Origin of the sequence: Achromobacter sp. DH1f (assembly GCF_000633435.1) — a bacterium.
In the GTDB taxonomy this organism is placed as follows: Bacteria; Pseudomonadota; Gammaproteobacteria; order Burkholderiales; family Burkholderiaceae_B; genus Achromobacter; species Achromobacter deleyi.
Genome location: NZ_AYMF01000012.1, coordinates 36,528 through 58,333 on the forward strand (window position 1 = coordinate 36,528; position 21,806 = coordinate 58,333).

At 67.4% G+C, this 21,806-nt stretch carries 23 protein-coding genes; 16 read left to right on the forward strand and 7 right to left on the reverse strand.

What is annotated here, in order from left to right; all coding sequences use genetic code 11:
* Positions 1 to 17 precede the first annotated feature (17 nt).
* Positions 18 to 1,448, reverse strand: a complete 1,431-nt coding sequence (locus U858_RS0112465; RefSeq protein ID WP_042884889.1) for a PLP-dependent aminotransferase family protein — start codon at positions 1,446 to 1,448, stop codon at positions 18 to 20.
* Positions 1,449 to 1,585: 137 nt separating this feature from the next.
* On the opposite strand from U858_RS0112465, the gene U858_RS0112470 reads away from it, so the two are divergent.
* Positions 1,586 to 2,512: a DMT family transporter gene (locus U858_RS0112470; RefSeq protein WP_025137490.1), complete on the forward strand. Its 927-nt coding sequence runs from the start codon at positions 1,586 to 1,588 to the stop codon at positions 2,510 to 2,512.
* Complete coding sequence (locus U858_RS0112475; RefSeq protein ID WP_025137491.1) at positions 2,509 to 3,153, forward strand: LysE family translocator; 645 nt, start codon at positions 2,509 to 2,511, stop codon at positions 3,151 to 3,153. Before U858_RS0112470 ends, U858_RS0112475 begins: the two co-directional genes overlap by 4 nt.
* Positions 3,154 to 3,219: 66 nt before the next feature.
* Here the strand turns inward: U858_RS0112475 and U858_RS0112480 are convergent, their stop codons facing one another.
* Together U858_RS0112480 and U858_RS0112485 are read right to left on the reverse strand one after the other, a co-directional pair.
* Positions 3,220 to 3,912, reverse strand: a complete 693-nt coding sequence (locus U858_RS0112480) for an LrgB family protein (RefSeq protein WP_025137492.1) — start codon at positions 3,910 to 3,912, stop codon at positions 3,220 to 3,222.
* The gene (locus U858_RS0112485; RefSeq protein ID WP_025137493.1) at positions 3,902 to 4,321 is read right to left on the reverse strand and encodes a CidA/LrgA family protein; all 420 of its coding nucleotides are present in this window, start codon (positions 4,319 to 4,321) and stop codon (positions 3,902 to 3,904) included. The genes U858_RS0112480 and U858_RS0112485 overlap by 11 nt, the downstream gene beginning before the upstream one ends.
* A 94-nt stretch (positions 4,322 to 4,415) precedes the next feature.
* Between U858_RS0112485 and U858_RS0112490 the strand changes: the two genes are divergently transcribed.
* The 9 genes from U858_RS0112490 to U858_RS0112530 all read left to right on the forward strand — a co-directional run bounded on the left by U858_RS0112490 (position 4,416) and on the right by U858_RS0112530 (position 12,856).
* Positions 4,416 to 5,303 (forward strand): LysR family transcriptional regulator, encoded by an 888-nt coding sequence (locus tag U858_RS0112490; RefSeq protein WP_025137494.1) that lies wholly within the window; start codon positions 4,416 to 4,418, stop codon positions 5,301 to 5,303.
* A gap of 71 nt (positions 5,304 to 5,374) precedes the next feature.
* Entirely contained in the window at positions 5,375 to 6,262 is an 888-nt protein-coding gene (locus U858_RS0112495; protein ID WP_025137495.1) for an alpha/beta hydrolase, read from the forward strand.
* A 187-nt stretch (positions 6,263 to 6,449) separates the two neighbouring features.
* The gene (locus U858_RS0112500) at positions 6,450 to 7,361 is read left to right on the forward strand and encodes a dihydrodipicolinate synthase family protein (protein WP_025137496.1); all 912 of its coding nucleotides are present in this window, start codon (positions 6,450 to 6,452) and stop codon (positions 7,359 to 7,361) included.
* A 74-nt stretch (positions 7,362 to 7,435) separates the two neighbouring features.
* Entirely contained in the window at positions 7,436 to 8,191 is a 756-nt protein-coding gene (locus U858_RS0112505; RefSeq protein WP_025137497.1) for an ABC transporter ATP-binding protein, read from the forward strand.
* Positions 8,184 to 8,933 carry an ABC transporter ATP-binding protein gene (locus tag U858_RS0112510; RefSeq protein WP_081821597.1) on the forward strand — a complete coding sequence of 250 codons (750 nt, stop codon included), beginning with the start codon at positions 8,184 to 8,186 and terminating at the stop codon, positions 8,931 to 8,933. The genes U858_RS0112505 and U858_RS0112510 overlap by 8 nt, the downstream gene beginning before the upstream one ends.
* Positions 8,934 to 9,015: 82 nt before the next feature.
* The gene (locus U858_RS0112515) at positions 9,016 to 10,221 is read left to right on the forward strand and encodes an ABC transporter substrate-binding protein (RefSeq protein WP_025137499.1); all 1,206 of its coding nucleotides are present in this window, start codon (positions 9,016 to 9,018) and stop codon (positions 10,219 to 10,221) included.
* A gap of 115 nt (positions 10,222 to 10,336) precedes the next feature.
* Positions 10,337 to 11,239, forward strand: coding sequence for a branched-chain amino acid ABC transporter permease (locus U858_RS0112520; protein ID WP_025137500.1), 903 nt, complete (start codon positions 10,337 to 10,339; stop codon positions 11,237 to 11,239).
* Position 11,240: 1 nt separating this feature from the next.
* Positions 11,241 to 12,206 (forward strand): branched-chain amino acid ABC transporter permease, encoded by a 966-nt coding sequence (locus tag U858_RS0112525; protein WP_025137501.1) that lies wholly within the window; start codon positions 11,241 to 11,243, stop codon positions 12,204 to 12,206.
* Positions 12,206 to 12,856: a GntR family transcriptional regulator gene (locus tag U858_RS0112530; RefSeq protein WP_025137502.1), complete on the forward strand. Its 651-nt coding sequence runs from the start codon at positions 12,206 to 12,208 to the stop codon at positions 12,854 to 12,856. Before U858_RS0112525 ends, U858_RS0112530 begins: the two co-directional genes overlap by 1 nt.
* Here the strand turns inward: U858_RS0112530 and U858_RS0112535 are convergent.
* Entirely contained in the window at positions 12,843 to 13,322 is a 480-nt protein-coding gene (locus U858_RS0112535; RefSeq protein WP_025137503.1) for a multidrug/biocide efflux PACE transporter, read from the reverse strand. The two genes, U858_RS0112530 and U858_RS0112535, sit on opposite strands and share 14 nt — an antisense overlap.
* A gap of 103 nt (positions 13,323 to 13,425) precedes the next feature.
* Here U858_RS0112535 and U858_RS0112540 point away from each other — a divergent pair, with 103 nt between their 5' ends.
* Positions 13,426 to 14,289: a LysR family transcriptional regulator gene (locus U858_RS0112540; RefSeq protein ID WP_025137504.1), complete on the forward strand. Its 864-nt coding sequence runs from the start codon at positions 13,426 to 13,428 to the stop codon at positions 14,287 to 14,289.
* Between the two features lie 42 nt (positions 14,290 to 14,331).
* Here the strand turns inward: U858_RS0112540 and U858_RS0112545 are convergent, their stop codons facing one another.
* The gene (locus tag U858_RS0112545; protein WP_029953776.1) at positions 14,332 to 15,198 is read right to left on the reverse strand and encodes a ChbG/HpnK family deacetylase; all 867 of its coding nucleotides are present in this window, start codon (positions 15,196 to 15,198) and stop codon (positions 14,332 to 14,334) included.
* 36 nt (positions 15,199 to 15,234) lie between these two features.
* Between U858_RS0112545 and U858_RS0112550 the strand changes: the two genes are divergently transcribed.
* Positions 15,235 to 15,630 (forward strand): GtrA family protein, encoded by a 396-nt coding sequence (locus U858_RS0112550; protein ID WP_029953778.1) that lies wholly within the window; start codon positions 15,235 to 15,237, stop codon positions 15,628 to 15,630.
* Here the strand turns inward: U858_RS0112550 and U858_RS0112555 are convergent.
* Both U858_RS0112555 and U858_RS0112560 read right to left on the reverse strand, forming a co-directional pair.
* Positions 15,587 to 17,176: a glycosyltransferase family 39 protein gene (locus U858_RS0112555; RefSeq protein ID WP_029953780.1), complete on the reverse strand. Its 1,590-nt coding sequence runs from the start codon at positions 17,174 to 17,176 to the stop codon at positions 15,587 to 15,589. The genes U858_RS0112550 and U858_RS0112555 overlap by 44 nt on opposite strands.
* Entirely contained in the window at positions 17,176 to 18,228 is a 1,053-nt protein-coding gene (locus tag U858_RS0112560) for a glycosyltransferase family 2 protein (protein ID WP_025137507.1), read from the reverse strand. Before U858_RS0112560 ends, U858_RS0112555 begins: the two co-directional genes overlap by 1 nt.
* Before the next feature lie 280 nt (positions 18,229 to 18,508).
* Here U858_RS0112560 and U858_RS0112565 point away from each other — a divergent pair, with 280 nt between their 5' ends.
* Genes U858_RS0112565 through U858_RS0112575 form a run of 3 tightly spaced genes read left to right on the forward strand, consistent with a single transcriptional unit; the run spans position 18,509 to position 21,780 of the window.
* Positions 18,509 to 19,012, forward strand: coding sequence for a GNAT family N-acetyltransferase (locus U858_RS0112565; RefSeq protein ID WP_025137508.1), 504 nt, complete (start codon positions 18,509 to 18,511; stop codon positions 19,010 to 19,012).
* A gap of 33 nt (positions 19,013 to 19,045) precedes the next feature.
* Positions 19,046 to 20,254, forward strand: coding sequence for a sodium/glutamate symporter (gene gltS / locus U858_RS0112570; protein ID WP_025137509.1), 1,209 nt, complete (start codon positions 19,046 to 19,048; stop codon positions 20,252 to 20,254).
* The gene (locus tag U858_RS0112575; RefSeq protein WP_025137510.1) at positions 20,251 to 21,780 is read left to right on the forward strand and encodes a TAXI family TRAP transporter solute-binding subunit; all 1,530 of its coding nucleotides are present in this window, start codon (positions 20,251 to 20,253) and stop codon (positions 21,778 to 21,780) included. The genes gltS and U858_RS0112575 overlap by 4 nt, the downstream gene beginning before the upstream one ends.
* Positions 21,781 to 21,806: the final 26 nt, after the last annotated feature.

The following is a 21,806-nucleotide window of genomic DNA, read 5'->3' on the forward strand; positions in this document are numbered from 1 at the left end:
TGCTTGTCGGGGCGGTTTCAGGCGAACAGTTTTTCCAGGACGTTCCAGACGCCACGGTCGTCCGCCATGGACACGGAAAAGCGCAACATGGTGGACGGCGCCTGCGACGGCGAAAACAGCGTGCCCGGGGCCAGCAGCATGCCCCGGTCGGCGGCGGCGCGGGCCAGCGCTTCGCTGTCGCGGCCGCAATCGGCCCAGACGAACATGCCGGCGTGCGGCTCGTGCGGAATCGTCAGGCCCAGCTTCAGCAGCCCCTTGACGCAGCGCTGGCGGGCTTCGTCCACGCGCAGGCGCACGCGCTCGATGTGGCGCCGGTACTGCCCTTCCATGAGCACGCGGTGCACCACCCGCTCGCCCAGCTCGGGCGAGGTCAGCCCCGCCAGCATTTTCAGGTCGGCCAGTTTCTGCAGGATGTCAGGGTTGGCGGCGACATAGCCGACCCGCAGGCTGGCCGCCAGCATCTTGGAATAGCCGCTGACCAGGATGACGCGATTGAGCCGGTCCAGCACGGCCAGCTTCATGGCGCCGCCCGGGTGCAGGTCGCCGTAAGTGTCGTCTTCGACCACCATGAAATCGTGGCGCTCGGCGATGCGCAGGATGTCGTAGGCAACGCCGGCCGACAAGGTATGGCCGGTGGGGTTGTGGACCGCGCTGTTGACGATGAACAGCTTGGGCTTGTGCTGCGCGGCCAATTGCTCGAGCAGCGCGACGTCGGGGCCATTGGGGCCGCGCGGCACGCCGATCAGGCGGGCGCCGAACGCGGCCAGACGGCCGAAGATGACAAACCAGGCGGGGTCTTCGACCAGCACCACGTCGCCCGGCTGCACCAGGTGGCGGGCGATCAGGTCCAGGCCATGGGTGACGCCGTTGGTGGTCAGCAGATTGCGTTCGGGGTGCGCCGGCACGCCTTCGCTCTGCAACGAGGCGGCGACCTGCTGGCGCAGCGGCGCGAAGCCCTGGGGATGCCCATACGACACCAGTTGGCCCCGCACCGAACGGCCGACGGCGCGCACGGCGCCGGCAACCATGTCCGGGTCCAGCCATTCGGCCGGCAACAGGCCGGCGCCGCCCGGCATGCCCGGGCCGCCGCCTGCGCGGAACATGCTGCGCAGCAGCCAGGCCACGTCGATGCGCGCGGGCGCCGCGAACGGCTGCACCACCTGGGTGGCGGCCGGGGCCAGCGGGCCGCTGCGGGCGCGCACGAAAAAGCCGGCGCCGCGGCGCGACTGCACCAGGCCGCGCGCCACCAGCCGGTCGTAGGCTTCCACCACCGTGAAGCGGCTGACACCGGACTGCTCGGCCATCTTGCGGATGGACGGCAGACGGGTGCCCGGGCGCAGGCCCTGCTCGTCGATGCGGCGGGCCAGGCCGTCGGCCAATTGCGCCACCAGGGTGGCGTCGGCCTGGCGCACGGGCTGCCAGGGCATAGCGGGGGAAGCAACTGTCATGGGGATTTCACCAGGCCAGTGGTTAAAGTGATATGCCAAAGTGTACCGGTACTGTACCGATAACTATGCGTAGAGTGACAGCAATGCCCCAGGCCCGCAAGTGGCGGCCATGGGACCCTGTTTTCTGGATGATCTCCATGCGCCCCTCCGTGCTGTACCCGTCGGCCCAGACCGCGCCCGCCGCGCCGGTGGCGTCGCCCTGGGAGGGCTATGGCTATGGCTTCCTGGGCGTACTGATCTTTTCGCTGACCCTGCCGATGACCCGCGTGGCGGTGTCCGAACTGCCGCCTTTGCTGGTGGGTCTGGGACGCGCCCTGCTGGCCGCTGTACCGGCGCTGGCCTTGCTTTGGCTCACGCGCAGCCGCCGGCCCGACCGCCGGGAGTGGCCCGGCGTGCTGCTGGCCGCGGTGGGCATCGTGGTGGGGTGGCCCCTGGCCTCGACCTTGGCCATGCAGAGCGTGTCGTCGTCGCACGGCGCGGTGTTCAACGGTCTGTTGCCGCTGTCGACCGCAGCCTTCGCGGCCTGGCGCAGCGGTGAGCGACCCTCGCCGTCGTTCTGGGCCTGGGCACTGGTGGGCGCCGCGCTGGTGTGCACGTTCGCCCTGCGCCAGGGACACGGCACGCTGGCCGTGGGCGACTTCTGGCTGTTGCTGGCCGTGGTGCTGGGCGGCATGGGTTATGCCGAAGGCGCCCGCGCCGCGCGCACCCTGGGCGGCTGGCGCACCATCTGCTGGGCACTGGCGGTCAGTGCGCCAGTGATCGCCGCGCCGGTGGGCTGGATGGCGTGGCAGCAGGCCGCCTGGCCCGGCGCGCACGTCGTCTCGGCCTGCGCTTACCTGGCGTTCGGGTCGATGTTCCTGGGTTTCTTTGCCTGGTACCGCGGCCTGGCCGCGGGCGGCATCGCGCGCGTCGGCCAGATCCAGCTGCTGCAACCGTTCCTGACGGTGCTGGCCGCTGCCCTGTTTTTTGGTGAATCGGTGGACCTGGCGACGTTCCTGTTTGCCGCCGCCGTCATCGTTGTCATCGCGGGCGGACGCCGCGCGATCGTTGGAGTCAAGAAATGACGCTGTTCCCCGCCAATCTGGCCGATGTGCCGCTTGCCTCGTTATCGTTGCTGGGTCCCTTGGCGCTGTTCGCCCTGGTCAGCTCGATCACGCCCGGCCCGAACAACGTGATGCTGGCCTCGTCCGGCCTGAATTTCGGTTTCCGCCGCAGCATGCCGCACCTGCTGGGCGTGAACCTGGGCTTTACCTTGATGATTTTCCTGGTGGGCGTCGGGCTGGGCTCGGTGTTCCAGCAAGTGCCCGTGCTGTACACGGTGCTGAAGTACGTGGGCGCCGCCTACCTGCTGTACCTGGCCTGGAAAATCGCCAATTCGGGCGGCATGGAAGAAGGCGAGGCCCGCGCCAAGCCGCTGACCTTTCTGCAGGCGGCGGCGTTCCAGTGGGTCAACCCCAAGGCCTGGGTGATGGCGGTGGGCGTGGTGGCCACCTACACGCCGCAGGCCGGCTTCTTTGCCAACCTGGTCATCGCCACCGTGGTGTGCGGCATTGTCAACCTGCCCAGCATCGGCATCTGGGTCACGTTCGGCACGGCGCTGCGCCGCGTGCTGCACAAGCCCTGGGCGATCCGCGCGTTCAACATCGGCATGGCGCTGCTGCTGGTGGCCTCGCTGTACCCCGTGGTGCTCGAAGCGCTGCACTGACCCGTCAATGGCTGCCCGGCGTCGGCGCCGCGCCCCACGGCCGGCCGACCCGACCCGGCGCCGCGCCTAGGCCAGCAGACCCGCCACCACGGCGGGCGTGACCAGCACGTTGAACAGGCCCGCCATCACCATGACCAGGCCTGCCACGGCGCCCTCTTCGGCCGCCAGTTCGCGGGCCTTGGCAGTGCCGGCGCCGTGGGCGCCCATGCCGAACAGCGCGCCGCGCGCCAGCGCCGACCGCAAGGGCAGCCAGCCGCGCATCAACTGGCCGATGGCTGCGCCGAACACCCCCGTGACGATCACGAATACCGCGGTCAGGTCCGGCACGCCGCCGACGTGGGCTGACACCGCAATGGCGAACGGCGTGGCCACCGACCGCGGCAGCAGGCTCAGGCGCAGGTCGGGCGGCAGATTCAGCAGACTGCCCAGCAACCAGGCGCTGGCGCCGGCGATGAGGCTGCCCACCGCCACGCCGGCCACCAGCACCGGCCAGTAACGGCGGATCAACGCGCGCTGCTCGTACAGCGGCAGCGCGAACGCGACGATGACCGGGCCCAGCATCATCATCAGCCAGTGCGAGCCGGACATGTAGTCGCGATAGCCGGTGTGCAACGCCAGGGCCAGAGCCAGCAGCAAGGCCGGCGCCACCACCAGCGTGGACGTCCACCAGTAGGCATAACGGCGGTAGAACAGCCGGGCACAAACGTAGGCCAGCACGGTCGCCAGCGGCCAGAACAGCAGATTGAATTCAGCCCGCATGGCGATTCATCCAGCGGTAGCAAAGATCGATCGTGAGCGCGGTACCTGCCATGACCAGTGCAGTGCCCACCAGGATGACCACCAGCAGTTTCAGGCCCAGCACGCCCAGGAATTCGCGGTGGTCCAGCAGCGACATCACCGCGGGGACGAAGAACAGCAGCATCTCGCCCAGCAGCCAGTTGGCGCCGCGATGCACGTTGCGCACCCGCAGGAGGCCACTGGCGAGCAGCGCCAGCACCAGCGCCATGCCGATGACGCCGCCCGGCACCGGCAGGCCGGCGGCATTGGCCAGCGCCTGGCCCAGCAGCGAGAACAGGATGAGCAGGGTGATCTGCAGCACGCGGCTGCGGCGCAGCAGGCTGCGCAATCGGACGGGGGTGCGGGTGGGGAGCAAGAGCAGCGGTGACATGGGGCGATTCCAGCGGATGGAAACGTTTTACGCTTGCGCACGCTATAGATAAAATGAATTTGTTGAATTCACTCTATTCCAATTAGGCATAACCATGGATCTGCGTACCTTGCGCGCGCTGGTGGAGGTGGTTCGCCAGGGCGGTTTTTCCCAGGCCGCCAAGACGGTGTTCGCCACCCAGCCCACGGTCAGCAAGGCTGTGCGCCAGCTGGAAGACGAAATCGGCATGCCCCTGCTGGACCGCCAGGCCCAGCCGCCGCGCCTCACCGAAGCCGGCGACATCGTCTACCGCCGCGCCGTGAAAATGTTGGCCGAACGCGACGATCTGTACGCCGAGCTGGACGAATTGCGCGGCCTGGCGCGCGGCTCGCTGCGCCTGGGTTTGCCGCCGCTGGGCAGCAACGCGCTGTTCGCGCCGATGTTTGCGCGCTTTCGCAGCCGCTATCCGCGCATCGAGATCAGTCTGCTGGAACACGGCGGCCACCGGCTGGAAGAGATGGTCATGGCCGGCGACATCGAGCTTGCCGCTTCGCTGCGGCCAGAATCCGCCAACTTCGAATGGCAACCGGTGGCGCGCGAGCCGCTGATCGCGCTGCTGCCCGCCGACCACCCCTGCGCCAACGCGACATCCGTCAGCCTGGCCGACCTGCGGGATTCGCCTTTCATCCTGTTCGAAAGCGGCTTTGCGCTGAACCGCATCATCCAGGACGCCTGCCTGCGAGCGGGTTTTGCGCCCGCCGTCGCGGCCCGCAGCGGACAGATCGATTTCATCGTGGCGCTGGTGACGGCAGGCCTGGGCGTGGCCTTCCTGCCGCGCATCAAGGCCGACGAGGAACGCTGCGCGGGCGTGGCGCAGGTGCCGCTGCGCGATGCCCGCACGGAATGGGAGATGGGCCTGGTGTGGCGCCGCGGCGGCTACCTGTCGCAGGCCGCGCAGGCCTGGCTGGCGCTGGCCCGCGAGATGCATCCGGATACGGCTTGATGCGATCGGCCGGCGGGCCGCGTTGTAAGCTGCCGGCGGAACCGCATCCGTTCGCGCGAGTCATATTCTCCATGCCTGCCCTGCCCCGATTCACTTACCGCCGCCTGTTCGGCGCCGCCCTGCTGACCGCCGCCGGCGTGGTTGGCTGCTCGCAGCTGGATTCCTGGCAGCGGCAGACCATTTTTTCGCCGCAAGCCGAACCCCAGACCTGGTGGCGCGAGCCTGCCACGGGCACCCAGGTGTATGACCTGGCGCTGGCCAACGGCGACAAGGTGCGCGCCTGGTACTGGCAAAGCCCGCAGGCCAATGCACCCACCGTGCTGTACCTGCATGGCGCGCGCTGGAACCTGAACGGCAGCGCCTTTCGCATCGACGGCTGGACCCGCATGGGCTATTCGGTGCTGGCGATCGACTACCGCGGCTTCGGCGCGTCGACGCCGCGCCTGCCGTCCGAGGCCAGCGCGCTGGAAGACGCCATGGCCGGCCTGAAGGAACTGGCGCGGCTGCAGCCGGACGCGTCCCGCCGCTTCGTCTACGGCCACAGCCTGGGCGGCGCCATCGCCATCGACCTGGCCGCGCGGCCGGAACAGCCCGACTTCGCCGGCCTGATCGTCGAATCCAGCTTCACCAGCATCGGCGCCATGCTGGCGACCATGAAATGGGGCCGGGTGCCCGGCGCCGGCCTCCTGGTCACGCAGCCGTTCGACTCGGTCGACAAGCTGGCCGCCCTGCACACGCCGATGCTGTTCATGCATGGCACCGCCGACCGTGTGGTGCCGCACACCATGAGCGACGAGCTGTATGCCGCCGCCCGCAGCGTCGCGCCGGACCTGAAGCGGCTGGTCAAGATCGAAGGCGCCACCCACTCGGGCGCATTCCGCAGCGGCGCCCAGTACGAGAAGGCCGTGAAGACCTTCATGCAGGACGCCAGCCGGGCGTACCAGCGCAAGTCGGGCTGACCAGCCCGCCCTCTGGATGGCAGGTGCCGCCCTGCCGCCGCATTCCTTTCTATCGCCTGCCCCGGGGAAAATCCGCTCTCGGGAAACTCCCAAATCAAAATATCTTCTAAATATATTTAACCGATATTAGACTTTCTCCTGCCCGCCGCTCCCCCCTCGCGGCGCCGGCCTTACGAGGAGAACCAAGTTGAGTAACGTGCGTTGGCAGGGCGTCTTTCCTGCCGTAACCAGTAAGTTCCATGCCGACGAAACCCTCGACTTCGAAGCCATGCGCAAGCATTTCGGCTTCCTGATCGACAACGGCGTACATGGCCTTGTCACCTGCGGTTCGCTGGGCGAAGCCAGCACCTTGACGCTGGAAGAAAAGCTGGCCGTGACGCGTTGCGCCGTGGAAGTCAGCGCCGGCCGCATTCCGGTGCTGGCCAATGTGTCCGAAACCAGCACCCGCGAGGCGCTGCGCTTCATCAAGGAAGCCGTGGCGTTGGGCGTGGACGGCTTCATGCTGATGCCGTCGCTGATCTACGTGGCCGATTCGCGCGAAGCGATGCAGAGCATCCGCACGATGGCCGAAGCCGCCGCCAAGCCTTGCATGATCTACAACAACCCGGTGGCCTACCGGGTGGACCTGAAGCCGGAGCACATGGCCGAGCTGGCCGATTGCAAGTGGCTGGTGGCCATCAAGGAAAGCAGCGACGACATCCGCCGCGTGACCGACCTGCGCAATGCGCTGGGCGACCGCTACCAGCTGTTCATCGGCGTGGACGACCTGTCGTTCGAAGCTCTGGCGCTGGGCGCCGACGGCCTGCTGGCCGGCCTGGTGACCGCCTTCCCACGCGAAACCGTGGCCCTGTACGACCTGATGAAGGCCGGCAAGTGGCAGGAAGCGCTGGCGCTGTACCAGTGGTTCACGCCGCTCCTGCACCTGGATGTCTCGACCAAGCTGGTGCAGAACATCAAGCTGGCCGAAACGCTGGCCGGCGTGGGCAACGAGAACGTCCGCCGCCCGCGCCTGCCGCTGGTGGGCGCCGAACGCGAACGCTGCACCGCCATCATCGAGGCGCAACTGGCCAAGCGGCCGCGCCAATATCAGTCGAAGTAAGCCACCCAGCCCCGGACGAAGGACAGGCGCGGCCCGCGAAGGCCGCGCGGTCCTCCCGCAGCCTCTCGGACACCATGCAAAGCGACATCATCCTTCAGACCCGGGGCCTTACCAAGGAATTCCGCGGCTTCGTGGCGGTCAACGACGTCAACCTGAGCGTCAGGCGCGGGGCGATCCATGCGCTGATCGGGCCGAACGGGGCCGGCAAGACCACGGTCTTCAACCTGCTTACCAAATTCCATATTCCCACGCGCGGCGAGATCGTCTACGACGGCGTGGACATCACCGCCGAACGGCCGGCGCAGACCGCGCGCCGCGGCATCGTGCGTTCGTTCCAGATTTCCGCCGTGTTCCCGCAACTGTCGGTGCGCGAGAACGTGCGCGTGGCGCTGCAACGCAAGCTGGGCGTGGACTACTGCTTCTGGCGCTCGGAAAGCACGCTGGAACGGCTGCACCAGCGCGTGGACGAATTGCTGGACCAGGTTGGCCTGCGCGGCCAGCTGGACGTGGCGGCCGGCGATCTGCCCTACGGCCGCAAGCGCACGCTGGAAATCGCCACCACGCTGGCGCTGGAACCCGAACTGCTGTTGCTGGACGAACCCACGCAAGGCATGGGCCACGAAGACGTGGACCGCGTGAAGCACCTGATCAAGCAGGTGTCTGCCGGCCGCAGCATCCTGATGGTGGAACACAACATGAAGGTGGTGGCCGACATCTGCGATGCCATCACCGTCCTGCAGCGCGGCGAAATCCTGGCCGAAGGGCCGTATGCCGAGGTCGCGGCCAACCCGGCCGTGCGCGAAGCCTACATGGGAGCGGAAGATGAATGAGACCCCGGCGATCGACACTGCCACGCAGGGCGCCGCCCCGTCGCAAGCCATGCTGGAAATCCGCAACCTGCACGCCTGGTACGGCGAATCGCACATCCTGCACGGCATCGACCTGGACGTGCGGGCGGGCGAATGCGTGACGCTGCTGGGGCGCAACGGCGCCGGCCGCAGTTCGACCCTGAAGTCCGTACTGGGGCTGGTCGGACGCCGCAGCGGCTCGATCAAGGTGATGGGGCAGGAAACCATCGCCCTGCCGCCGCACAAGATCGCCCGCAAGGGCATCGGCTACTGCCCGGAAGAGCGCGGCATCTATGCGTCGCTGACCGCCGAGGAAAACCTGATGCTGCTGCCCTCGGTGGGGCCGGGCGGCATGTCGATCGATGAGATCTACGCCATGTTCCCCAACCTGAAAGAGCGCGCCCACAGCCCCGGCACGCGGCTTTCCGGCGGCGAGCAGCAGATGCTGGCGATGGCGCGCATCCTGCGCACCGGCGCGCGCCTGCTGCTGCTCGATGAAATCACCGAGGGCCTGGCCCCCGTGATCGTGCAGGCCTTGGGCCGGGTGATCCGGCAATTGAAAGAGCGTGGCTACACCACCGTGCTGGTCGAGCAGAACTTCCGCTTCGCCCAGCACCTGGCCGACCGCCATTACGTCATCGAGCATGGCCAGGTGGCCGCCGTGATCGACCGCGCCGAAGTGCAGCAGTCGCAAGACCGGCTGAACGCGCTGCTCGGCATCTGACAGTTCGCGCAGTTCCCGTCGTTGCAGTGTCCCGTGGTTTTCCGACCGCAGTTCCCCCAATTCCTATCCGGAGCGTAGTCAGATGAAATTGAATCGAATCGCAGCAGCGTTGTGCACCCTTGGCCTGGCAGGCGTGGCCCACGCCCAGGGCGGCATCAGCGATGACGTCGTCAAGATCGGCGTGCTGACCGACCTGTCGGGCGTGTATTCCGACCTGGCCGGCAACGGCTCCGTGATCGCGGCCCGCATGGCGGCCGAGGAAATGGGCAACAAGGTGCTGGGCAAGCCCGTGGAAGTGGTGGCCGCCGACCACCAGAACAAGCCCGACGTCGCAGCCAACCTGGCGCGTGAATGGTTCGACCAGGGCAAGGTCGACATGATCACCGACTTTCCCACCGCGTCGACCGCGCTGGCCGTGATGGAGATCGCCAAGCAGAAAAACCGCGTGACGATGCCGTCGGCCGGCCTGTCCACGGCCATCCTGGGCGAGAAATGCTCGCCGCTGAACGCGCAATGGACCACCAACACCTACGCCCTGGCGGCCGGCACGGCGCGCGCGCTGGTCAAGGAAGGCAAGAAGACCTGGTACTTCATCACCGCCGACTACACCTTCGGCCACTCGCTGGAAAAAGACGCCACCGAAGTGATCCAGGAAAACGGCGGCAGCGTGGTCGGCGTGTCGCGCCACCCCTTCCCCGGCAACGACTTCTCGTCGTTCCTGCTGAAGGCGCAGGCATCCAAGGCCGACGTGATCGCACTGGCCAACGCCGGTAACGACACCGTCAACGCGGTCAAGCAGGCCAATGAATTCGGCATCACCAAGACGCAGATCGTGGCGCCGCTGCTGACCTATATCTCGGACGTGCACAGCATGGGCCTGGCCAAGGCGCAGGGCATGTACCTGACCGAGGCGTTCTACTGGGACTTCGACGACGCCTCGCGCGCCTGGGCCCGCAAGTTCTTCGACAAGGCCAAGAAGATGCCCACGGCCTCGCAGGCAGGCGTGTATTCGGCCACGCTGTCCTACCTGAAGGCAGTGGAAGCGGCCGGCACCGACGACGCCCCGACCGTGATGGCCAAGCTGCGCGAGATGACCATCAACGATGCCGTGATCCGCAACGGCAAGCTGCGCGCCGACGGCGCGCTGGTGCACGACATGCTGCTGTTGCAGGTGAAGGCGCCGGCCGAATCCAAAGCGCCGTGGGACTACTACCACGTGAAATCGGTGCTCAAGGGCGACGAGGTGTTTCCCAAGCCGCAGGCCGCCTGCCCGTTGAACAAGTCGTAATGCGTGGCCGGCGCCGGGCGGCCAAGCCCGGCGCCGGTTCGACCCGCACGAGGCGCGCGCCGTCTGCGCACCTTCCTGGAAACCGACGCGTCCGCGTGTCCGCCTGCCGCCCACTATGTTCGACATCTCGCTTCCCGCCCTGCTCGCCCAACTGCTGGTGGGGCTGATCAACGGCTGCTTCTACGCCATTCTCAGCATGGGGCTGGCCATCATTTTCGGCCTGCTCAACATCGTCAATTTCACCCACGGCGCCCAGTTCATGATGGCGGCCTTCCTGGCGTGGATCGGCTTTACCCAATTGCCGCAGCTGCTGGGCCCCGGCGTCCAGGTCAACTTCTGGGCCGCGCTGGTGCTGGCGCCGCTGATCGTCGGCGCGGTCGGCGTGGTGATCGAGAAGACGCTGCTCAAGCGGCTCTACCACCTGGACCACCTGTACGGGCTGCTGCTGACCTTCGGCATCGCGCTGATGATGGAAGGCGGCTTTCGCTACTTCTACGGCATTTCGGGCGTGGGCTACGAGCCGCCCGAGGTCCTGCAAGGCGGCTTCGACCTGGGCTTCATGTTCCTGCCGGCGTACCGCGCCTTCGTGGTGGTGGCGTCGCTGTCGCTGTGCCTGGTGACCTGGTACCTGTTCGAACGCACCCGGCTGGGCGCGCTGCTGCGGGCCGGCACCGAGAACGCCCGGCTGCTGCAGGCCTTTGGCGTGAACGTGCCCGTGATGATCACCCTGACCTACGGCTTTGGCGTGGCGCTGGCCGGCGTGGCCGGGGTGCTGGCCGCGCCGGTGATGCAGATCAATCCGCTGATGGGGTCCAACCTCTTGAACATTGTGTTCGCGGTGGTGGTGATCGGCGGCCTGGGCTCGATCATGGGCGCCATCGTCACCGGCCTGGCGCTGGGCCTGCTCGAAGGGCTGGCCAAGGTGTTCTACCCCGAAGCGTCCACCGTGGTCGTGTTCATCGTGATGGCGGTGGTGCTGCTGATGCGCCCCGCGGGCCTGTTCGGCAAGGAGAAATAAGGTGTCCCGCTTCCCGCTTTCGATCCGTATCCTGGCCCTGTTGCTGGTGCCGGCCCTGCTGGTGCCGTTCTTTCCACAGGTCGTCTACCCCGTGTTCGTCATGAAGGTGCTGTGCTTCGCGCTGTTCGCGCTGGCCTTCAACCTGTTGACCGGCTTCACTGGCCTGGTGTCGTTCGGTCATGCCGCGTTCTTCGGCTGGGCAGGCTACGCCGCCGGCCAGATGATGATCCTGTACGGCGCGGCCGGCCTGCCGCCCGAACTGGCCATGCTGTGCGGCGTGGCCATGGCCGCTGCCATCGGCTATGCGATCGGCTGGCTGGCCATCCGCCGCACCGGCATCTATTTCGCGATGATCACGCTGGCGCTGTCGCAGGTGGCGTACTTCATGGCGGTGCAGGTGAAGTGGACGCGCGGCGAGGACGGCATGCAAGGCATCCCGCGCGGCAAGTTCCTGGGGCTGGTGGACCTGAGCTCGGACACCCATATGTACTACTTCGCGCTGGGGGTCTTCGTGCTGGGATTCCTGTTCGTGTATCGGGTGATCCATTCGCCCTTCGGACAGGTGCTCAAGACCATCCGCGACAACGCGCCGCGGGCGATTTCACTGGGGTACGATACGGATCGGTGCAAGCTGCTGGCTTTCGTGCTGTCCGCCTCGGTCGCCGGCCTGGCCGGCTCGCTCAAGGCGCTGGTGCTGCAGTTGGTGGCGCTGAACGACGTGTCGCTGGCCACCTCCACCGAGGTGCTGCTGATGACGCTGCTGGGCGGCATCGGCACCGTGTGGGGCCCCGTGGTGGGCGCCACCCTGGTGGTCAGCCTGCAGAACTACCTTGCCACCCTGGGCGATGTCGTCACCATCGTCATCGGGTTGATTTTCGTGTTGTGCGTATCGTTCTTCCGGCGCGGGTTCGTCGGCGAATGGCTGGCCTACACGCAGTGGCGCAAAACGAAGGAAAACAATAATTGATGGCCGGAGCAGAACCCAAACGGCGCGCCGCCGACGTCGCCTACGACCAGATCGAAAGCATGATCGCCACGCTGCAATTGCAGCCGGGCAGCGCGGTGGTGGAGGCCGACCTGGTCGAGAAAACCGGCCTGGGCCGCACCCCGCTGCGCGAAGCGCTGCTGCGCATGGTGGCGGCCGGGCTGATCCGCCAGGAACCGCGCCGCGGGCTGCGGGTGTCGATGATCCAGCTGGCCGACCACATGGACCTGATCCAGACCCGCCGGGCGCTGGAACAGCTGATCGCGGCCAGCGCCGCGCGCCGCGCCACGCCGGCCCAGCGCAGCCAGATCGTGGAATGCGCGGCCCAGATGATCCGTGCGGCCGAAGGCGGCAACCTGGATGACTACATGCAGGCCGACCAATCGCTGGACCACGTCTGCCACAACGCCTGTCGCAATGTGTCGGCGGTGAATGCGGTGGAACCGCTGATCATCCAGTGCCGCCGCTTCTGGTATGCCTACCAGCACGAAGGCGACATTACGGAAGGCGCGCGGCGCCACATGGCCATGGCCGAGGGCATCGCCACGGGCGATGCCGCCGCGGCCATCCGCGGCGCCGATTCGCTGATGGACTACCTGGAGATGTTCACGCGCAAGGTCATTGACGCGTAGCGGCGGCGGCCGGCTCGGCCGCGTCGGTGGCGCCCCGCGTCAGCCAGGCCATGACGCGCGGGCGGGCCCGGTCGTAGCCCAGGTTGTAGAAGAACGCATAGGGCAGGTAGAACAGCACCAGCGCGATGTCCAGCACGAACGCCTGCCACAGGCTGATCTGCAGCCACCAGGCCGCCAGCGGGATGACGATCAGGATCAGCCCCACCTCGAAGCCGAACGCATGCACCACCCGCACCCGCAGGTTGCGGGTGATGCCCAGGCGGTTTTCCAGGCGGTCGAATGCGGCGTTGTAGATCATGTTCCAGACCAGCGCGATCCAGGCGATCACCGCGGTCAGCACGCCCATTTCGAACAGGGACTTGCCCATGGCCCAGGCGGCGATGGGCGCGCACAGGCCGATGGCGAGGATTTCGAACAGGAAAGCGTGGAAAAAGCGTTCTTTGAGGGTTTTCTTGGCTTGCGTCATGACCCACCTGAGGTCGGTTGCTTGAGTAACGGAGCGATTTTCGACGATATTTCCGGTACGATAAAGATAATATCCATCGGAAAAACCGATACAAAAACCCCTTATGCGCCACTCCCTGGAATCCTTGGCCACCTTCGCCCAGGTGGCCGCCGAAGGCACGTTTTCCGCCGCGGCCCGCAAATTGGGCAAAAGCCAATCCACCGTCAGCGAAACCATCGCCAATCTGGAAGTCGACCTGAACGTGACCCTGTTCGACCGCAGCCAGCGCCAACCGGCGCTGACCGAGGCCGGCCAGGTGCTCTTGACCCAGGCCTTGCAGGTGTTGGCCGCCAACGACCGCCTGAACCGCAGCGCCAGCCAGCTATCGGCCGGGCTGGAACCGCGCCTGACCGTGGTGCTGTCGGACACGTTTCAGTCCGAAACCTTTGAAAACATGCTCAGCCAGATCGACCAGCGCTATCCGGCGCTGCGCTTCGAATGCCTGATCGCGGAATACGAGGACGTAGTGGCGCTGGTGCAGCAGGGCCGCGCCCACCTGGGGCTGATGGCGGCGCAGGACACCTACCCGCCGGACATGGCGCATGCCAGCCTGCGCGATGCGTCCGAGATCGTGCTGTGCGTGGGGCGCAGCCATCCGCTGGCCGCGCTCAAGGGCGTCACGGCCGACCACTTGAAAAGCGAGCGCGAACTGCGCCTGAGCACCTATGAGCTCGACGACAAGGACCCCGCGCCCTCGCAGTCGACCTGGTCGGCGCCGGGCTATCTGATGTTGCTGGAAATGGCCAACCTGGGCTTCGGTTGGGCCGAGCTGCCGCGCTGGATGCTGCAGCGCTTTGGCCGCGGGCAGCTGGTGGAACTGGCGGTGCCGGGCTGGCCGCGGCAGATCCGGGTGGATGCGGTCTGGTCGACCCGGCGGCCGCTGGGACCGGCCGGTGCGTGGTTGCTGCAGAATCTGACGCAGGCCTAGGCGGCGGCGTCGTCACCAGGCTGCCGGGATGAACGTTGCGCCCTAGCCCGGCGCGGCCTGGCGGCGTGGCGTGCGTGGTGTGCGCGCGGCGGCGCCAGCCAGCACCAGCGGCAGGCGCGTGATGCGCACGCCATTGGCAGCCAGCCATTCGCCCAGCTTGGGGCTGGCCAGCACGTCGTATTCGGCGCGGCGCTGGCGCGCCATGACGCTGGCGCCCTGTGTGTCCAGCGCTGGGTGGCACATCAGCAGATCGCCATCGTGGGCGTTGAACAGCCAGTTCTGCAGCAAATCGGCATAGCGCCGCTTGCCGCCTTCGAAGCCATACACGCCCAGCAGCCGGCGATTGGTGCGCAGGCCTTCCTGGCGGGCCTGGCGACCCAGTTCGGCCGCGCCCAGCGCGCCGATGATGCGGGCCTTGATGGATTCCTTGGCGGGAATGCCGCAGAGCGCGCCCGGCGCGGTCTGGCGCAGCCAGGGCATGCTGGCGCCGTAGCGGCGCTTGAGCAGGCTCAGCAGACGTTCGCGAATGAGGGGCAGTTGGTGCACATGCTGATGGCCATCGACATAATCGGGCGCACCGCCAAACGCGGCTTCGAACGCGTCGAACTGGCGTTCGAGGCGTTGCTCGACCCAGGCTGCATCCAGCCGGCGGGCATAGGCGCGCAGGATCAAGCGCGACAGCGACGGCACGTCGGCATCGTCCGGGCCCAGCGATTCGGAGAAGTTCAGGTGCAGGCCGATGTCGACGTCCAACGCCGCCAGACGCGGCGCGTTGGCGGCAAAGGTCGGGCCCTGGACGAGGCAGCTGACGGCGCTGAGGCGGCCCATGCCGGCCAGCGCAATCATGCCTTCATCGATGTCGGCATTCATGCCAAAATCGTCACCGCAGACCACTATGCGTCTGGTCATGTTTTCACCCCGCCACTCTTCGTCGACACGCCCCACATGCGCGCCCTGCTTCAACAAGTCAGTCTGTTCATCGCCGTCGGATGCGCAGCGGCCGCTACCCACTGGGGCGTGGCCGTCACCTGCGTCGAGGCCCTGGGCGCCGCGCCGCTCCTGGCCAACCTCATCGGCTGGCTGGTGGCGTTCGTGGTTTCCTTCAGCGGGCACTACCGGCTTACGTTCAGACATTCCCACACACCCTGGACCATAGCAGTCCGCCGTTTCTTCTTCATTTCAGCCGTGGGCTTCATCATCAATGAATCCGCTTACGCCTGGTTGCTGCGAGTAACGGCGGTACGCTACGACATCCTGCTGGCCCTCATTCTTGTCGCCTTGGCGGTCGCCACCTTCATCACGAGCCGGCTTTGGGCATTTCGCCACAAACCCGCTGCTTGAAGGCGGCGTCCGTCACCACCTGCCAGATCACGTATTTCACGCTGGTCGCCACCGGCTGCAAGCCTTGCAGCGCCCGGTAGTTGCCGCCGTCCGAGCTGGTACCCCAGACCCAGTAGCGCGAGCCTTGCGGCGCAGCGCACAGGCGGGCATCGAATTCCTGCTGGCTGATCAGCACCTGCTTGCCGATCTGCGGTTCGAACTTGGCGGCGTCGTACAGTTCTTTGCGCCAGTTGTCGCGCACCGGCACATCCGGATTGAGCCAGTCGTCCACTACCCATGACGGCTGGGGCGCCTGGGCATACAGCGCCAGGTCGAACGGATAGGTGTGCAGCGACACATAGGTATCGCCGGGCTGCGCCAGCGGGCGGATCACGGCGGCCAGGGGGCCGGCGCTGCCACGGGCGCTGTGCGCGGCGATGCCGATGGCCAGCACGCAGATGCCCGCGCCGACGCCGACGCAGATGCGCACCAGCCGGGGCGCCAGCGTGTCGCCCTTCTGGCGCCAGGCGGCCACGATGACTTCGGCCAGCAGGAACGCCAGCGCCGGCAGTGCAGGCAGCACGTAGCCGACCAATTTGGAACTGGGCAGCGAGAAAAAGCCGACCACGACGACGAACCAGACCAGGGCCAGGCGGCGCAGGTCGCGCTGCGGGCCTTCGGCCCAGAAGGCCTTGCGCAGGATGCCGCCGCCCCACAACGACCAGGGCAGCGCCAGCCCCACCACCACCGGCAGGTAGAACCAGAACGGCTGGGCGTTGTTGAAGCCGCCCTCGGCGAAACGCTGGAAGTGCTGGTAGACGAAGAAGTAGTCGTAGAAGCCCGGGTATCGGATCTGCATCAGCACGAACCACGGCACCGCGACCACCGCGAAAACGAGCAGCGCCGGCGGCCACACCAATGCGGCCAGGCCGCGCCAGCGGCGGGACCACACCAGCCAGATGAACAGGATTGCGCCAGGCAGCACCAGGCCGATCAGCCCCTTGGCCAGCACCGCCAGGCCCGCCAGGGCGGCGGCCGCCAGCGACATCCAGCGATAGGCCTGGCCACGTTCGGCACGCAGCACGGTATCGGCCGCGGCCAGCACGCACAGCGTGATCAGGCCGGCCACCAGCATGTCCAGATTGGCGAATTGCGAACCGCCGTAGAAGAACGGCAGCGTGGCCAGCACCAGCGCGGTGATCGACGCGCTGGTGGCGTCGCGATAGCGGCGCACGAACGCGTAGAGCGCGGCGATGGCGGCCCAGGACGCCAGCAGCGACGGCACGCGCGCGGCCCACGGGTGCACGCCGAACAGCGTGAACGACAGCTCGGTCATCCAGTAGTACAGCGGCGGCTTGTGGAAATACGGCATGCCATCGAGCAGCGGCACGGCATGCGAACCGCTGCGCAGCATGTCCCAGGCGACCCCTGCGTAGCGGCCTTCATCGGGCAGCGTCAGCGGACGCACCCAGGCCAGGAAGATCAGCCAGAAGCCGATCGCGAGCAGGAACCATCCTGCCGGCGGGGTCCATTCGGAGCGCGCCGGGCGTTGCATCGCGGTGCTCATCAGTGTGCGGCCTTGTCGGTACGGGCAGCATGCCCCTGGCGGCGGCGCACCACGAACAGCGGGCGTCCCTTGACCTCGTCGAAGATGCGGGCGACGTATTCCCCCACCACGCCCAGCGAAATCAGGTTGACGCCGGCAAAGAACAGCACGGCCGTCACGATCGTGGTCCAGCCCGACACTTCATTGCCGGACACCAGGTATTCGACCACCAGATAGCCTGCGTACGCCATCGCAATCACAGCGAACAGCACGCCGACCAGGCTCACCAGGCGCAGCGGCCAGGTGGTGAAGGCGGTCAGGCCGTCCAGCGCCAGGCGCGCCAGGCGCATGTTGCCGAAGCGGCTGTTGCCGTGCATGCGCTCGTCGGGCGTGTAGGGCAGCGCTTCGCCCTTGAAGCCCACCCAGGCGTACAGGCCCTTCATGAAGCGGGTGCGTTCGGGCAGCGCATTGAGCGCATCCACCACGCCGCGGTCCATCAGGCGGAAGTCGCCGGCATGGGCCGGCACATCGACGCCGCGGGCGCCGCTGAGCAGCTTGTAGAACCAGCGGGCGCCCGTGCGCTTGATCCACGATTCATCGTTGCGGGTCTCGCGCACGGCGTAGACCATCTCGGCACCGGCGGCCCAGCGGGCCAGCATCTGTTCGATCAGCGCGGGCGGATGCTGCATGTCGGCATCCAGGCAGATGACCACGTCGCCGGTGGCGCTTTCCAGGCCGGCGCTCAGCGCGGCTTCCTTGCCGAAATTGCGCGACAGCTGCACATAGCGAAAGCCGTCGTACTGGGTCCATTCGGCCATCAGCGCTTCGGTGCCATCCGTGCTGCCGTCATCGGCCACGATGATTTCCCAGCCACTGCACAGCGCGGCCAGGCGGCTGCGCAGCAACGGCAGCAGCACGCGCAGGTTCTCGCATTCATTCAGGCAGGGAATGACGCAAGTCACGCAGGTGTCGTAGGGCACGTTGGCGGCAGCCGTCGGCCAGACCGTTTCCACGGGAAACGCTTTGGTCAGGACTTGCTGCCCCATGGGCTCGGACCGGAATTGGATGTGCATAAGGCTCTGAAAAACTGGAATGCGGGACGGTATGGCAAGCAGTATGCGCAGGGGCTCGTCGAATTTTCATGAAATGTTTCGTAGTCCATGGCGGTGTCCCTGCCACCGATTCTAGGCAGCCGATCGGGCCAAATGTATGAAGCCGCGTGAATCTCTGTCCCCGATATGTGAAGGGACGTAAAGCAGGGGGCCGGACGCCATCCGCCCCCGGTTTCCCGCGCCGGTAAAATGCGCGAAGTTCTTGTTTTACAAGGTGGTTATGCACTATCGAGTTCGCCCCATGCTGGCCAGCGACGTCGACGCCATCCTGCAGGTCCAGGCCGTGGCCTACCCGGATTTCCTGCTGGAAAGCGCTGGCTTCTTCCTGAACCGGCTGACGCTTGCGCCTGCCCATTGCTGGGTGGCTCAGGCCGCCGCGCCGCCAGCGGCATCGGCCTTGCTGGGCTATCTGGTGTCGTACCCCTGGGACGCCGGCCTGCCCCCGGCGCTGGACGCGCCGCTGGCTGCCCTGCCCGAACCGGCCGATCACTGGTTCCTGCACGACTGCGCGGTAGCGCCGTCGGCCCAGGGCCTGGGCGTCGGGCAGGCGCTGCTGCAAGCCGCGGCCCAAGGCGCCATGCAGTGCGGTTTACAGCGGGCCAGCCTGGTGTCGCTGGGTTCGGCGGTGGGGTATTGGGTCCGCCACGGCTACGCGCCCGTTGCCGCCGGCGGGCAAGACCTGGCGGCCAAGCTTGAAGGTTACGGGCCGCAAGCCAGCTACATGGCGCGTGCATTTCCGCTTTGAATTCACTGCGCCCCGCGGGGCGCGAAGGTATCCATGATTTCGCTTTCCCCAGTCCAATCCCTGCTGGCCTGCTGCCTGGTGCTCGCCATCGGCCGCGTACTGACCTCCCGGATCGGCGTACTGGCGCGCTACAGCATCCCCGACCCGATCGTCGGCGGCTTGCTGTTCGCCGTGGCCGCCTACTTGCTGTCCACCTGGGGCGGCGTGTCGGTAGCCCTGGAAACCAGCATCAAGCCGACGCTATTGCTGCTGTTCTTCGGTTGCATCGGCCTGACCGCGAACCTGAAACTGCTGGCCAAGGGCGGCCCGCGCCTGATCGCGTTCCTGCTGGCGCTGATCCCCTTCCTGGTGCTGCAGAACGCGGTGGGGCTGGGCATGGCCTGGCTGCTGGACATGCATCCGCTGATGGGCCTGCTGGGCGGCACCATCACGCTGGTGGGCGGACACGGCACGGGCGCGGCCTATGCCACGCGCTTTGCCGACGTCAACAACATCCAGGACGTGATGGCGCTGGCCATGACCGCAGCCACCATCGGCCTGGTGCTGGGCGGCGTGGTGGGCGGCCCGGTGGCCGAATGGATCATGCGGCGCCACAAGCTGCGCGGCAGCCTGGACCCGCAGGCCGACGGCGGCCACGAGGCCGCCGACCTGACCGAGGCGCAGGCGCCTTCGACCGCGGCCTCGTTCATCACGTCCATGACCGCCGCCTTCGTCTGCCTGGTGGCGGGCGGCTTCCTGGCGACGCTGGTGGAAGGCGCGCCCGTCAGCCTGCCCAACTTCCTGTGGTGCCTGGCGACCGGCGTGCTGATCCGCAACGGCGGTGAACACCTTGGCCTGAAGCTGGACGACCGCGCCACCGAAATCATCGGCACCATCACACTGTCGCTGTTCCTGGCCATGACGATGATGACGCTGGACCTGACCAGCGTAGCGCGGCTGGCCGGACCGCTGGCGCTGATCCTGGCCGTGCAGACGCTGTTCTGCGCACTGTACGCGGCCTGCGTGGTGTTCCGGCTGCTCAAGCGCGACTACGAGGCCGCCATCATGTCGGCCGCGTTCTGCGGTTTTTCGCTGGGCGCCACGGCCACCGCCATCGCCAACATGCAGGCGCTGACGCGCCGCCACGGCCCGGCGCCGCAGGCCTTCATCGTGGTGCCGGTGACCGGCGCCTTCCTGGTGGACATTCTGAACGTGATCGTGCTGACGTCCCTGATCTCCTTGCCGTTCGTGGGGGGGATGTGAGCATGCTGAAACGCTTTCTGCTGATCGCTCTGTGCCTGCTGCTGGCCGCCTGCGGCCGCGCGCCCGACACCGATGCGCTGCGCGCGGACGTCGAACGCGGCCTGGCCGCCACCTATGGCGCGGGCCTGTTCCGCATCGATGACCTCAAGCGCATGGGCTCGGCCGCCGATAGCAGCGCGCCAGCCGGCGAGACCCGCCGCGTGGTGTATTACGACCTGCGCCTGGAAGTGACCCGCGACATCTCTCTGGGCGCCTGGGACCAGCCCGGCGCGGCCGCCCTGGTGACGCTGCTGGGCGCCGGCCCGCGCAGCATCAGCGGCGTCAAATCCAACGGCAACCAGGCCGGCGACCGCATCGTGGCGCACGCCAGCGCCATCTACCGCCAGGATGGCGACGCGTGGACGCTGGTGACGCCGGCCGGCTTCAAGGCCGCCGAGGCGCCGTCGCTGGATACCGGCGCGCCGCCACCCGTGACCCAGCGCTTGCTGGATACGCTGGACCAGATCACCCATTCGGTCGCCTACAGCGCATCCAGCACCGCCCAGCACGTGGTGCAGCAGGAACTGGAACGCTCGGTCGCCCGCATCAACGGCCGGCTGGCCCGGATGCAGCAGGGTTATCCGCTGGCGGGCGGCCCCGACCGGGGCGAGTACGTCAACTTCGCGAGGGCGCTGGGCGCGGTGGGCCAGGCCCGCCAGATCCGCGTCACGCCGCTCATCACCGGCGGCGGCGCCGAGAACATCGCCCTGCTGCGCAGCGGCGATGCGGTGGTCGGGCTGGCCCAGGCCGACACGGCCAAGCTGGCCTACGAAGGCCGCGGCCCCTTCGCTTCGCAAGGCCCGTTCACGGGGCTGCGCGCGCTGGGCAGCCTGTATCCCGAACTGGTGCACCTCGTCGTGCGCGACGATGCCAAGGTACGCACGGTACGCGACCTGAAGGGCAAGAAGATCGCGCTGGGCGCCGAAGGCTCTGCGGTGCGTGCCACGCTGGAAACGGTGCTGGCGGCGCATGGGCTGCAGGCGGGCCGCGACTATGAAGCCGTGCCCACGCCCTTCGCCGGTTCGCTGTCGGCGCTGAATTCCGGCGCAATCGACGCCGCGGCGCAGGTGATCGGCGTGCCCGCCACGCCGCTGCGCGATGCGCTGACCCAGGCGCACCTGAAACTGTTGCCGCTGGATCCCGCCGCGATCAAGACCTTGGCGGCGCAGGACAGCGCGCTGATGCCGATGGATATCGTAGCCGGCACCTACCCCAACCAGCCCGAACCGGTCGCTACCGTCGGCATGGCCGCGCTGCTGCTGACCACGTCCGACCTGACCCGCGACGAGGCCCTGCAGGTGGTGCGCGCGGTCTACCAGACCGGCCAGGACCTGTTGGCGGCCGGCTCGGCCCAGGGCGCCCAGGTCAGCGTCGCGACCGCCCGGCGCGGCCTGACGGTGCCTTTGCACGATGGCGCCGAAGAAGGGCTGGCGGCGCTGGAACACCCCAAACCCCGTCCGGGGCCCACCGAACCCGGCAAGCCTTGAGCGCGCTTGCGCTTATGATTGCGATC